Source organism: Caballeronia cordobensis (assembly GCF_001544575.2).
Classification (GTDB): Bacteria; Pseudomonadota; Gammaproteobacteria; order Burkholderiales; family Burkholderiaceae; genus Caballeronia; species Caballeronia cordobensis.
Map to the genome: position 1 here is coordinate 41,842 of NZ_FCNY02000015.1, position 12,368 is coordinate 54,209.

12 protein-coding genes are annotated in these 12,368 nt (G+C 64.2%); 5 read left to right on the forward strand and 7 right to left on the reverse strand.

Annotated features, from left to right (window positions below):
• The first annotated feature begins 1 nt into the window (after position 1).
• Positions 2-1,156, forward strand: a complete 1,155-nt coding sequence (hpnH, locus tag AWB70_RS25995; RefSeq protein WP_014251624.1) for an adenosyl-hopene transferase HpnH — start codon at positions 2-4, stop codon at positions 1,154-1,156.
• 66 nt (positions 1,157-1,222) lie between these two features.
• Here the strand turns inward: hpnH and AWB70_RS26000 are convergent, their stop codons facing one another.
• The 4 genes from AWB70_RS26000 to AWB70_RS26015 all read right to left on the reverse strand — a co-directional run bounded on the left by AWB70_RS26000 (position 1,223) and on the right by AWB70_RS26015 (position 4,296).
• Positions 1,223-1,618, reverse strand: a complete 396-nt coding sequence (locus AWB70_RS26000; RefSeq protein ID WP_053569743.1) for a type II toxin-antitoxin system VapC family toxin — start codon at positions 1,616-1,618, stop codon at positions 1,223-1,225.
• Positions 1,615-1,854 (reverse strand): type II toxin-antitoxin system Phd/YefM family antitoxin, encoded by a 240-nt coding sequence (locus AWB70_RS26005; protein WP_374730260.1) that lies wholly within the window; start codon positions 1,852-1,854, stop codon positions 1,615-1,617. The genes AWB70_RS26000 and AWB70_RS26005 overlap by 4 nt, the downstream gene beginning before the upstream one ends.
• Before the next feature lie 151 nt (positions 1,855-2,005).
• Positions 2,006-2,200, reverse strand: coding sequence for a YbdD/YjiX family protein (locus AWB70_RS26010; RefSeq protein ID WP_008354281.1), 195 nt, complete (start codon positions 2,198-2,200; stop codon positions 2,006-2,008).
• Positions 2,201-2,211: 11 nt separating this feature from the next.
• Entirely contained in the window at positions 2,212-4,296 is a 2,085-nt protein-coding gene (locus tag AWB70_RS26015; RefSeq protein WP_045452643.1) for a carbon starvation CstA family protein, read from the reverse strand.
• Positions 4,297-4,444: 148 nt separating this feature from the next.
• On the opposite strand from AWB70_RS26015, the gene AWB70_RS26020 reads away from it, so the two are divergent.
• Positions 4,445-5,872 (forward strand): cache domain-containing protein, encoded by a 1,428-nt coding sequence (locus tag AWB70_RS26020; RefSeq protein ID WP_053569742.1) that lies wholly within the window; start codon positions 4,445-4,447, stop codon positions 5,870-5,872.
• A complete protein-coding gene (locus AWB70_RS26025; protein WP_014251619.1) occupies positions 5,862-6,500 on the forward strand; it encodes a response regulator in 639 nt (212 codons plus the stop codon). The genes AWB70_RS26020 and AWB70_RS26025 overlap by 11 nt, the downstream gene beginning before the upstream one ends.
• 30 nt (positions 6,501-6,530) lie before the next feature.
• Here the strand turns inward: AWB70_RS26025 and AWB70_RS26030 are convergent, their stop codons facing one another.
• Positions 6,531-7,148: an MlaC/ttg2D family ABC transporter substrate-binding protein gene (locus AWB70_RS26030; protein WP_014251618.1), complete on the reverse strand. Its 618-nt coding sequence runs from the start codon at positions 7,146-7,148 to the stop codon at positions 6,531-6,533.
• A gap of 269 nt (positions 7,149-7,417) precedes the next feature.
• On the opposite strand from AWB70_RS26030, the gene hpnN reads away from it, so the two are divergent.
• Positions 7,418-10,078, forward strand: coding sequence for a hopanoid transporter HpnN (gene hpnN, locus AWB70_RS26035; RefSeq protein WP_053569741.1), 2,661 nt, complete (start codon positions 7,418-7,420; stop codon positions 10,076-10,078).
• Between the two features lie 32 nt (positions 10,079-10,110).
• A complete protein-coding gene (locus AWB70_RS26040) occupies positions 10,111-11,049 on the forward strand; it encodes an MlaA family lipoprotein (protein WP_053569879.1) in 939 nt (312 codons plus the stop codon).
• A 45-nt stretch (positions 11,050-11,094) separates the two neighbouring features.
• Here the strand turns inward: AWB70_RS26040 and AWB70_RS26045 are convergent, their stop codons facing one another.
• Together AWB70_RS26045 and AWB70_RS26050 are read right to left on the reverse strand one after the other, a co-directional pair.
• Positions 11,095-11,568: an acyl-CoA thioesterase gene (locus tag AWB70_RS26045; RefSeq protein WP_053569740.1), complete on the reverse strand. Its 474-nt coding sequence runs from the start codon at positions 11,566-11,568 to the stop codon at positions 11,095-11,097.
• Positions 11,569-11,695: 127 nt separating this feature from the next.
• Positions 11,696-12,352, reverse strand: a complete 657-nt coding sequence (locus AWB70_RS26050; protein WP_053569878.1) for a phosphorylase — start codon at positions 12,350-12,352, stop codon at positions 11,696-11,698.
• Positions 12,353-12,368: the final 16 nt, after the last annotated feature.

Sequence of the window (12,368 nt, forward strand, 5' to 3'; positions counted from 1 at the left end):
ATTGTCTATCCCGATGCTCCAGAAGGCCCGCGTTGGCGCCTACATTTTCAAGCAGCACTTCACGGGCACGAAGCGCTATCCGCTCGCGCTGATGCTGGAACCGCTGTTCCGCTGCAATCTCGCGTGTAACGGCTGCGGCAAGATCGATTATCCGGACCCGATCCTGAACCAGCGTCTGTCGCTCGAGGAATGCCTCGAAGCAGTCGACGAGTGCGGCGCGCCGGTCGTGTCCATTGCGGGCGGCGAGCCGCTCCTGCACAAGGAAATGCCGCAGATCGTAAAGGGCATCATGGCGCGCAAGAAGTTCGTGTATCTCTGCACGAACGCGCTTCTGATGGAAAAGAAAATGGACGATTACGAGCCGAGCCCGTACTTCGTCTGGTCCGTGCACCTGGACGGCGACCGCGAGGCGCACGATCACTCGGTCTCGCAACCGGGCACGTACGACAAGGCTGTCGCGGCCATCAAGGAAGCGAAGCGCCGCGGCTTTCGCGTGAACATCAACTGCACGCTGTTCAACGACGCGGAACCGGAGCGCGTGGCGAAGTTCTTCGATACGCTCGGTCCCATCGGCGTCGATGGCATTACCGTGTCGCCGGGCTACGCGTACGAGCGCGCGCCGGACCAGCAGCACTTCCTGAACCGCGACAAGACCAAGAATCTGTTCCGCGAGATCTTCAAGCGCGGCAACAACGGCAAGAACTGGTCGTTCAGCCAGTCGACGCTGTTCCTCGACTTTCTCGCGGGCAATCAGACGTATCAGTGCACGCCGTGGGGCAACCCGGCGCGCACGGTGTTCGGCTGGCAGAAGCCGTGCTATCTGGTCGGCGAAGGTTATGTGAAGACCTTCAAGGAACTGATGGAAACGACCGACTGGGACAAGTACGGCACCGGCAAGTACGAGAAGTGCGCGGACTGCATGGTGCACTGCGGCTTCGAAGCGACTGCCGTGATGGATACGGTGGCGCATCCGCTCAAGGCGGCGAAAATCGCGCTGTCGGGCCCGCGCACGACCGGCGCGTTCGCGAAGGATCTGCCGATCGACAAGCAGCGTCCGGCGGAATTCGTGTTCTCGAAGCATGTCGAGATCAAGCTGGAAGAGATCGGACGCAAGCAGAAGAACAAGGGCGCGAAGGCGGCGGCGGCGGTGAATTGATTCGCGTGTCGCGTTGATCGATGAAAGGGCGGACGGCTGGTGAGCGTCCGCCTTTTTTCTTGCTGCTTACCAGATCGTCTTGACGTGCTCGTACTTGCGAATCAATCGATCCTTCGTGACGATGGGCGCCGACAGCGAACGCGCCGTCGCCACGATCAAGCGGTCTGCCGGGTCATTGTGAAACTCACCAGGCAGATCGATCGACCTGATGGCGATATTGTTGTCCACAGGTACGAAACTCACCCCGTCGATTCGATTCACTTTCTCGATCCAGTCCCCGACGTCCATCGAAAGGCGTATCTTGCCTCGTCGCACGAGCAGCGCGATTTCCCAGGCTGTGATCGTGGAGACGATGATCTCGCCGTCGTCGCCTGATTCCTTTCTTATAGCCGAGAGCGCTTGCTTGCTGAGCGCGCCTCCGCCGACCCACCACAGCAGGGTATGCGTGTCCAGCAGGATCATCGATACGCCTCCCAATCGCCCTCGCCAATCGGCTCGAACGCGTCTTCGCAAAACAGCACGCTGCCGCGCAATTCTTCTAGCGGCGTAAGTGTCGAACTCTCATACCGGCGCACTTCCAGCACCGGCTTGCCATGGTCTGTCACGATCATGCTTTCTCCCGTGGATTCGACGAGCCGGAAATACTCAAGCGCCTTGGCCTTGAACTCCGATTTAGAAACTCGTTTGACAGTCATGATAGCGACCCTGGTCATGTGACGATAGTCATTTTACCCTCGTCCGGATGGAATAGGCAAAAGCGACAGTCCGCCCGCACCAAAAAAAACGCGACGGCTCATCACCGTCGCGTTCTCATCTGCAAGTCAGCAGCGCTGCCTCAATAGCGCTGAGTCAACAGCACTTCCCCGCCCCGCTGCCATACCTCGCCTCCTGCCGCTCGCGAAAGAACTCCGCGTACGACATGACAGGCTTGTCGGGGTGCGTCGTCTGCATGTGCGTGACGTAGGCGTCGTAATCGGGCATGCCGACCATCAGGCGCATCGTCTGGCCGAGATACCGTCCTGCTTGCCGAAGATCGCTGAACATTGCTCGACTCCTCAATGACCCGCACGCACGGTGCTGGAAGCGCCCGCAGGCATCGCCTCGAACGGCGTCTCGCGCACCGTCGGCTTCGATTCGCGGCGGGCGCGCAGCACCGCCAGCACGCCATACACCGCGATGCTCAGCACCACGAAGATGAACAGACCGGCCAGCGCCGCATCGACATAATCATTGAAGATGATGCGCTGCATCTCCGGCAGCGACTTCGCCGGGGCCATGACCTTGCCCGCGTCGAACGCTTCTTTCAGTTTGGCCGCGTGCGCGAGGAAACCGACCTTCGGATTGGCGTCGAAAATCTTCTGCCAGCCAGCCGTCAACGTGCAGATGAGCAGCCACACGGTCGGCACGAGCGTCACCCACGCATAGCGTTCGCGCTTCATCTTGAAGAGCACGACGGTGCCGAGCATCAGCGCGATGCCCGCGAGCATCTGGTTCGAGATGCCGAAGAGCGGCCACAGCGTGTTGATGCCGCCGAACGGATCGACCACGCCCTGATACAGGAAGTAGCCCCACGCGGCGACGCACAGCGCGGTCGCGGTCAAGTTCGCCGGCAGCGATTCCGTGCGGCGCAGCGCCGGATGGAACGTGCCGAGCAAGTCCTGCAGCATGAAGCGGCCGGCGCGCGTGCCCGCATCGACGGCGGTCAGGATGAAGAGCGCCTCGAAGAGAATCGCGAAGTGATACCAGAAGGCCATCATCGCCGGGCCGCCGATCACCTGATGCAGGATCTCGGCCATGCCGACCGCGAGCGTCGGCGCGCCGCCCGCACGCGCGACGATCGTCGTTTCACCCACCGCCTTCGCCGTCGATGTCAGCATGTCCGGCGTCAGCGCGAAACCCCAGCTCGACACGGTCTGCGCGACCGCTTCCGGCGTCGTGCCGAGCAGCGCGGCGGGGCTGTTCATCGCGAAGTACACGCCGGGTTCGATCACGCAGGCGGCGACGAGCGCCATGATCGCGACGAACGATTCCATCAGCATCGCGCCATAGCCGATGAAGCGCATGTTGACTTCGTTATCGATCATCTTGGGCGTCGTGCCCGACGAGATCAGCGCATGGAAGCCCGACACCGCGCCGCACGCGATCGTGATGAAAAGGAACGGGAAGAGGTTGCCCGCCCAGACCGGACCGGAACCATCGACGAACTTCGTGAACGCCGGCATCTTCAGCTCCGGCGCGACGATCAGGATGCCGATCGCGAGGCCGAGAATCGTGCCGATCTTGAGGAACGTCGAGAGATAATCGCGCGGCGCGAGCAAGAGCCACACCGGCAGCACCGACGCAACGAAGCCGTAGCCGATCAGAATCCACACGAGCTGCGTGCCGGTGAACGTGAAGTACGGCGCGAGCGCTGCCGATTCGGCCACCTGGCCGCCGTAGATGATCGCGAGCATCAGCCCGATAAAGCCGATGATCGACACCTCGCCGATCTTCCCCGGACGAATGTAGCGCGTATAGACGCCCATGAAGAGCGCGATCGGAATGGTCGCGGCGACGGTGAACGTGCCCCACGGCGAATTCGTCAGCGCCTTCACGACGATGAGCGCGAGCACCGCGAGAATGATCACCATGATGAGGAACGCGCCGAACAGCGCGATCACGCCCGGCACGGTGCCGAGCTCCATCTTGATGAGATCGCCGAGCGAGCGGCCGTCGCGGCGCGTCGAGATGAACAGCACGACGAAGTCCTGCACCGCGCCCGCGAACACCACGCCCGCGAGAATCCACAGCATGCCGGGCGTGTAGCCCATCTGCGCCGCGAGCACCGGGCCGACGAGCGGACCCGCGCCCGCGATCGCCGCGAAGTGGTGGCCGAACAGCACGTATCGGTTGGTCGGCACGTAGTCGAGGCCGTCGTTGTGGCGCACGGCGGGCGTCATGCGCAGGCCGTCGAGTTGCAGCACCTTGCCCGCGATGAAGCGCGAGTAGAACCGGTAAGCGATGAGATACACGCAGACCGCCGCGATGACGATCCAGAGTGCGCTGATACGCTCGCCGTGTGCGAGCGCGATGGTGCCGAATGCGAACGCGCCCAATAGCGCGAGCGCGATCCAGACCAGGAATCCGGAAGCCCGATTCATGGCGTCTCCTTAGTTATTGACCGTGTCGGCCGATGGTTGCGCCGTGATAGCGCATTGGGCGGTAGTATTCGCTTTCGCCCGGGCGCTTACAAGCGCATAACTACGTATGCGCGCTACGTGGCTTCACGTAGCGGAAAACCCTGTATCGATGAAACTGAAGTCGAAGATTTTTTTGCTCGCAGTGGTGCCGTTCGCACTGGCGATCGCCGGAATCACCTATGGCGTGCGCCAGCAGGCCGAATCGCTCGCACAGGCGCAGCACGAAACCACGCAGGCCGCGTATATGTCGAGCAAGGAAATCGAGCTTCGGCATTACGTCGAGTTGGCGATGAGCGCGGTCGCGCCTTATTACGACGCAGCCGCCGACGATCCGCGCAGCGACGACGAGCGCCGCCGCCTCGCGCTCGACGCGCTGCAACGGCTGGATTTCGGCCAGGACGGCTACTTTTTCGTCTACACGATGCGCGGCACGTCGCTGATGCATCCGCGCCAGCCCGATCTCGTCGGCCGCGATCTCTGGCTCATGCGCGATCCGAACGGCGCGCTGACCATCCAGCAGCTCATCGAGGAAGCGTCGAAAGGCGGCGGCTACGTGCGCTATGTGTGGCGGCGGCCGTCCACCGGCCTGCTCGCGCCGAAGCTCGGCTATGTCGTGCCGCTGCCGCGCTGGGGCTGGATGATCGGCACCGGCATTTATCTGGAGGATGTCGAAACGACGCTCGCGCGCATCGATTCGCAGGCGGCCGCGAACATCGAACGCACGCTCAAATGGATCGGCGCGATCGCGCTTGCGGCGCTCGCGATCATCGCGGTGTGCGGCGCGGTGCTCAACATCAGCGAACATCGCAGCGCGGACGCGAAGCTCAAGCGCCTCGCCCGGCAGGTCGTGGATTCGCAGGAGCAGGAACGCGCAAGACTTTCGCGCGAACTGCACGACGGCATCAGCCAGATGCTCGTCTCCGTGAAGCTGCTGCTCGAATCGGCGCTCGCGCGGTTCGAGCGCGGCGCCGCGCGCGAGCCGACCGCCGAAGCCGCGCTGGCAACGAGCCTGGGCCGTCTCTCCGGCACCTTGCGCGAAGTGCGCCGCATCTCGCACGCGCTGCGGCCCGCGATGCTCGACGATCTCGGGCTCGCCGCCGCGCTCGAACAGCTTGCGCGCGAGCTCGACGGTCAGGACGGCATCGAAGTGCGCTTCGAATCGATGACGGAAGGCAAACCTTGTGCGGCGCAGCGCGCGATCTTGCCCGATCCCGTCAATACCGTCCTGTTTCGCATCGCGCAGGAAGCGCTGACCAACATCGCGCGGCATGCGCAGGCATCGCGCGCGGCGATCGCGCTCGATATCGCGCCGCACGCCGTCACACTCGACATCACCGACAACGGCCGCGGCTTCGATGCGCACGACGCGTTTTCCAGCCCGTCGAGCGGCGTCGGCCTGCGCAACATGCGAGAACGGCTCGATACGCTCGGCGGCGCACTCGCGATCAGTTCGCAGCTCGGCCGCACGTCGATCACCGCGACGGTGCCGTTGCCGCTCGCCGCACCGAATTTTCAGGGATATACCGATGAGCGTTGAATCCGCCCGCATCATTCTCGTGGACGATCACCCGCTCGTGCGCGATGGCTTGCGCGCACGGCTCGACTCCGTGCCGCATTTACGCGTGATCGGCGAGGCAGGCAATGCGAAGGAAGCGCTCGCGCTCGCCGCCGACGAGTCGAATCCGCCCGATCTCGCGCTGATGGACGTCGGCATGGCGGGCATGAGCGGCATCGAGCTGGCGGCGCTGTTTCACGAGCGTTTTCCGGGCATACGCGTGCTGATGTTGTCGATGCACGACAACGTCGAGTATGTGAAGCAGGCGGTGCGCGCGGGCGCGAGCGGCTACGTGCTCAAGGACTCGCCCTCGGCCGAGATCATTCAGGCGATCGACGCCGTGCTCGCCGGCAAGACGTTCTTCAGCGCGGGGCTCGCCGCGCGCATGATCCAGGCACAGTCGATGCAGACGCCGCACGAACGCCTGACGCCGCGCGAACTCGACATTCTCGATGCGCTTGCCGAAGGTTTGTCCAGCAAGCAGATCGCGCAGCAGCACGGACTTTCAGTGCGCACGGTGGAGACGCACCGTTTGAATCTCAAGCGCAAACTGGATATCGACGGGCAGGCCGAGCTGATCAAGTACGCGGTGGAGCACCGCAGAACGTGAAGCCCGGCCGCGCCGGAGAGAAGCGCGTGATCAACCCGCCGAACGGGCGTTATGCTCCGAGAGGAACTTGATGAGAGCGTCCACGCCGCCCTTTTGCAACTGACCGGCGAACTGTTGCTGATAGACCTGGATAAGCCATGCGCCCATCATGTCGATGTCGTAGATTTTCCAGCCCTGCGGCGTCTTTTGCAGACGGTAACGCACCGGATTGTCGCCGCCCGTGGAGATGACGTGGGATTCGACGACCGTGTCCTTCGCGTTGGCGTCGAGGCTGGGCGCGTCGAACTTGAACTTCACGTCCTGGTCGCGCAATTGCGACAGGGACGCCGCATAGGTACGGACCAGCAACGTCTGAAACTGGTCGTAAAGCTGCTTCTGCTGCTCGGGCGTGGCGCTCGCCCAGGCCTTGCCGACCGCGATGCGCGTCGTGCGCTGGAAGTCGGTGGCGGGCAGAAAGCGCGTTTCGACGAGCTGCGTGATCTTCGCCATGTCGCCGCCGCGCGCCTGCGGGTCGGCCTTCATGGCGTTGACGGTGCCCTCGACGGCGTTCTTCACGACGGCATCGGGACTCGTTTGTGCAAGCGCCTCGCCGGTGAAAGACATCGAGGCAAGGAGAAAAGCGAAGCAAATGGACAGATAGCGTTTCATGGCACCCGTTCTCTGATCAGGTTTGTTGGCGCGCGGCGTGGCTGATTCTGCGGCCTTCGGACGTTGCAAAAGCGGCCATATGGCTGCGGGGTCAGTATACCGACACCGCAGCGCCGCAACAGTTCAAGCACGGAGTGTCCCGACGCGCCCGCTATACTGGCGCGGCACACCGCGTGTCTTAACGGCACGGTTCGGAATCCGGCGGTCGGCATCATGCAATCCGCGCGTTCGCACGCGCAAAAATAACAGGACACACAGGTAGCGTCTTCATGCTGACGTCCAACATTACCCGCTTCGTCACACTCGCCATCCGCCGCCCGGCGTGGATTATCGCCGTTTCGATCCTGCTCGGCGTCTTGTCCACGATTTATGTCGTTCACAATTTCCGCATCAGCACCGATGTCAGCCAGTTGATCGAAACCGAGCCCGAATGGGCCGCCCGCAGCAAGGCCATCGACGAGGCGTTTCCGCAGCGCGGCGCAACGCTTCTGATCGTCGTGGAAGCGCCCGGCCAGGAATTCGCCGATGCCGCCGCGAACGAGCTCGCCGCCGCGCTCGCCAAGGAGCCGGAGCGCTTCAAGTCGGTGTCGCAGCCGCAGGGCGGCGCGTTCTTCGAGCACAACGGCCTGCTCTATCTGCCGGCCGCGAAGGTCGAAGAAACCACGAAGCAGCTCGTGCAGGCGCGCCCGCTCATCAACACGCTCGCGCACGACCCGACGCTCACGGGTCTCGCGCAGACGCTCAACACCACGCTCAATCTGCCGTTGACGCTCGGGCAGGTCAGTCTCGGCCAGATGGCCGGTCTGCTCGACAAGAGCGCTACCGTGCTCGACCGCGTGCTGGAACAGAAGCCCGCCGCGTTCTCGTGGCGCGATCTGGCCGATTCGTCGAAGACCGATACGGCCGGGCGCGCCTTCGTCACCGTGCTGCCCGAGCTCAACTTCAATGCGCTGAAGGCGGCGGCGGGCGCGTCGGACGAGATACGCGCGAAGGCGGCGGAACTCGGCATCGACAAGAAGTACGGCGCGACGCTGCATCTGACCGGCGCGCAGCCGCTCGCCGACGAGGAATTCGCCTCCGTGCAGGACGGCGCCGAGCTCAACGGCGCGCTGACTTTCCTCGTCGTGCTGATCATTCTGTGGGTCGCGCTGCGCTCGAAGCGCATGATTCTCGCGGTCCTCATCACGCTTTTCGTCGGGCTCGCGATCACCGCCGCGCTCGGCCTCATGATGGTCCACGCGCTCAACATGATCTCGGTCGCGTTCATGGTGCTGTTCGTGGGCCTGGGCGTGGACTTCGGCATTCAGTTCGGCGTGAAGTATCGCGAAGAGCGTTTCAGGCACAAGCGGCTCGACGTATCGCTCGCGGAAACCGCGCGCCATGTCGCGGTGCCGCTTACGCTCGCTGCGGCCGCGACCGCCGCGAGCTTCTTCTCGTTCCTGCCGACCGCGTATCGCGGCGTGTCGGAGTTGGGGCTGATCGCAGGCGTCGGCATGTTCGTCGCGTACGCCACCAACATGACGCTGCTGCCCGCGCTCATCAAGGTCTTCGCGCCGCCGGGCGAAGCGCATTCGCCGGGCTTTCCGGTGCTCGCGCCCGTCGACGAATTCCTCGACCGGCATCGCAAGCCCGTGCTGATCGGCACGCTCGTCGTGGTGATCGGCGCGCTGCCGCTGCTCTTCGATCTGCGCTTCGACTTCAACCCGCTGCATCTGAAGGACCCGCATACCGAGTCGATGGCGACGCTCACCTCGCTCAAGGATTCGCCCGAAGGCGCGGTCAACGATGTCGCGGTTCTTGCGCCGTCGCTCGCCGAAGCCGACCGTATCGCCGCGAAGCTGGAAAAGCTGCTCGAAGTCGAGCGCGCGACCACGCTCTCGTCGCTCATTCCCGACGATCAGCCGAAGAAGCTCGCGCTCATCAAAGCCGCCGCCGATCAGCTTTTGCCCGCGCTCGATCAGAAGACCGCCGCGCCGGTGACGGACGAAGTGCGCGTCGCGGCATTGAAGCGCCTGTCGAACCAGTTGTCGCTCGCCGCCGACGAGCATCCCGGACCCGGCGACAAACAGGCGAAACATCTGTCGCAGACGCTCGCAAAGCTCGCACAGGCCGACGCCGCTGCGCGCGACCGCGCCGAGCACGCGATGGCCGAGCCGCTGCGCCTCGCGCTCGCGCATTTGCGCGCGCTGCTCACGCCGACGGAAATCACGCGCGCGACGCTGCCGCCGCAAATGGTCGCGTCGTTCGTGACGCCGAACGGCGAGGCGCTCGTCGATGTATCGCCGAAAATTCCGGCGGGCGTCGATCCCAACGACGACGCGCTGCTCGCCCGCTTCGCCGATGCCGTGCAGAAGGCCGAGCCGGACGCGATCGGCGGGCCGATTTCCGTGCGCCATTCGGCGGACACCATCATCAAGGCGTTCCAGCAGGCGGCGCTCTACTCGCTCATTGCGATCGCGGTGCTGCTGTGGATCGCGCTACGTCGTTTTGGCGATGTTTTGCGAACTTTGGTACCGTTGCTGGTTTCTGCGATCGTCACGCTGGAACTGTGCGTCGTCTTCCGGATGCCGCTCAATTTCGCGAACATCATCGCGCTGCCGCTGATGCTGGGCGTCGGCGTCGCGTTCAAGATCTATTTCGTGATGGCGTGGCGCTCGGGCCAGACGCGGCTGCTACAGTCGAGCCTCACCCATGCCGTTATGTTCAGTGCGGCCACGACCGCGACGGCATTCGGCAGCCTGTGGTTCTCCCATCATCCGGGCACGTCCAGCATGGGACGGCTGCTTGCGCTGTCGCTCCTGTGCACGCTGATCGGCGCGGTGGTGTTCCAGCCCGTGCTGATGGGCAAGCCGCGCAAAGTGCGTGCGGCCGATCGCGCGAAGCTGCGGGCGGCGCGACGCCATGACAACCTAAGAGGAATTGAAGAATGAAGTCGGGATCGGCGGCATTGTCCGCTCGTGCAATGCGTAAGTTGGGATTGAGTCTGATGATCGCGGGCGCGCTCGCGACCGCGGGCTGCGCGACCGGTCCGGATCGGAATCCGAAAGACCCGCTCGAACCGATGAACCGCAAGATCTTCACGTTCAACGACACGCTCGACACCTACGTTGCAAAGCCCGTCGCGCAGTTCTATGTGGATTACACGCCGAGCCCCTTCCGCACGGCCGTCAGCAACTTCTTCTCGAATCTCGGCGATTTCTCCAACTTCGCGAACAATCTGCTGCAATTGAAGATCACCGATGCGACGCAGGATCTGATGCGTATCGCGATGAACTCGGTGTTCGGTATCGGCGGCCTGATCGATATCGCGTCGCCCGCGGGTCTGCCGAAGCATCATCAGGACTTCGGCCTGACGCTCGGGCACTATGGCATGCCGGCGGGGCCGTATCTGGTGTTGCCGCTGCTGGGGCCGAGTTCGGTGCGCGATTCCACGACGTGGCTCGTCGACTGGCGCGTGAACCCGCTTAGCTACTCGGAAGCGGAGATTCGCTGGCCGCTCTTCGGCGTGAACTTCGTGAGCGCGCGTGCCGATTTGATCGGCGCGACCGACCTTCTTTCGGCGGCGGCGCTCGACAAATACGCGTTCGTGCGCGACGCGTACACGCAGCGTCGGCAGTATCTGCTGACGGGCGGCGGCGCTTCCACGCTGCCCGATTACGGCGACGAGGGTGTGTCGGCGCCCGAAGGCGCGAGCGCGCCGGGCGAAACCGGCGGCGGCAGCAAGGAGCAGGGATTGCCGGCGTATGACGATCCGGGCGCGGCGGCGTCGCCCGCGGGCGGGATGGGCGGCAAATCGCCCGCGCCGGTGGAGAATGCGCCGAAGGCGCAGCCGTCGCCGAGTTCCAGTCAGGGACAGGGCTTGCCGCAGTATGACGATCCGGCGGCGCAGCCGGCGAAGTGATGAGTTGACGGGCGAGACAACGGGCGCTGCGGCGCCCGTTTGTTTTTAGTGGGCTGCTTCTTCGGCCTGTTCCTCGATCAGATCGTCGCCTGAAACTTTCGGTGCTTCCACCGCGCGCTGATCGCGACGATACGCTTCGAAAAGCTCGTCGGCATAACGGATCTGCGTGCGGCCATGCGGCTCCGGTTCACCCTGCTCGCTGAGATTCACGAACACCATCCTCTCGACGGTCAGAATGCTCTTGCGCGTGATCTTGTTGCGCACTTCCGCACGCAACGTGATCGACGAGCGGCCGAAATGCGTCGCGGTGATACCCAGTTCGATGATGTCGCCCTGGCGCGCGGAACTCACGAAGTTGATCTCCGACATGAACTTGGTCACGACGCGCTGATTGCCGAGTTGCGAGATCGCGTAGATGGCGGCTTCCTCGTCGATCCAGCGCAGAAGGCTGCCGCCGAAGAGGGTGCCGTTCGGGTTCAAGTCTTCGGGCTTGACCCATTTGCGGGTGTGAAAATTCATTTGCAGTGCCTCGCTTGCTTGCTGCGCGCGCCGTGAAACGAAGGCTCACGACGCACGCTGACTAGGGTTTTCCCTGATTATACAAATCTAGGGGTTAACCCGCAGAAAGCAAGGGCTGCGTAACCGTTTATCCCAACGCCAACGCCCGCGCCGATTCCATCGCATGCCGCGCCTGCACGAGCGTCGCGCGGGCTTCCCGCGCATCGGACGCGAGACGCAGCAGCGCGCCGAGTTGCGACGGCTCGCGCAGCAACTCCCGCAGAATCGGCCCAATCGCCGTGGTGCCGTCGTCGCGTAGACCGGCGGTCGCGGCGGGCGGCAGCGTGCGCCAGGCCGGATCGACCACCGCGCGGCACACCGCGAACGGCAGCCCGCGCGCGGTTGCGATCGCGCCGGCGATATGCGATTCCATATCGACGGCAAGCGCGCCCGTCGACGAATGCAGCGAGCGCTTTTCCGCCTCGCTCTTGACGGGCGCCGTCACGCCCGACATCTTGCCGCGCCGCATGACGCGCTCCACGGGCGTGCCCGCGAACGCATCGACGATGCGCGCCGACCATGCCGCGTCGGTGCGCAACTCGCCGAACGGCCCGCACACGCTTTCCGCGACGATCAGCGCGCCCGGCGCGAGATCCGGCGCCAGCCCGCCCGCCGTACCGAAGCTGATCACGCCCGAGCAGCCGCGCGCGATCGCATCGGACAACGCGCGTTCGAGCCAGTCGGCGCGCGCCGCGAACACGACATCGACGCCCCGCCCGCGCACGATCTTCGCCTCGAACGCCATGCCGGTCACGGCGACG

Bases quoted from the DNA above. Each gene is read 5' to 3' on its own strand.
- AWB70_RS26000 (WP_053569743.1), bottom strand. From the start codon at position 1,618: ATGATCCTGCTGGACACGCATACCCTGCTGTGGTGGGTCGGCGGAGGC.
- AWB70_RS26010 (WP_008354281.1), bottom strand. From the start codon at position 2,200: ATGTTCAGCGATCTTCGGCAAGCAGGACGGTATCTCGGCCAGACGATG.
- AWB70_RS26015 (WP_045452643.1), bottom strand. From the start codon at position 4,296: ATGAATCGGGCTTCCGGATTCCTGGTCTGGATCGCGCTCGCGCTATTG.
- AWB70_RS26020 (WP_053569742.1), top strand. From the start codon at position 4,445: ATGAAACTGAAGTCGAAGATTTTTTTGCTCGCAGTGGTGCCGTTCGCA.
- AWB70_RS26025 (WP_014251619.1), top strand. From the start codon at position 5,862: ATGAGCGTTGAATCCGCCCGCATCATTCTCGTGGACGATCACCCGCTC.
- AWB70_RS26030 (WP_014251618.1), bottom strand. From the start codon at position 7,148: ATGAAACGCTATCTGTCCATTTGCTTCGCTTTTCTCCTTGCCTCGATG.
- hpnN (WP_053569741.1), top strand. From the start codon at position 7,418: ATGCTGACGTCCAACATTACCCGCTTCGTCACACTCGCCATCCGCCGC.
- AWB70_RS26040 (WP_053569879.1), top strand. From the start codon at position 10,111: ATGCGTAAGTTGGGATTGAGTCTGATGATCGCGGGCGCGCTCGCGACC.
- AWB70_RS26045 (WP_053569740.1), bottom strand. From the start codon at position 11,568: ATGAATTTTCACACCCGCAAATGGGTCAAGCCCGAAGACTTGAACCCG.
- AWB70_RS26050 (WP_053569878.1), bottom strand. From the start codon at position 12,352: ATGGCGTTCGAGGCGAAGATCGTGCGCGGGCGGGGCGTCGATGTCGTG.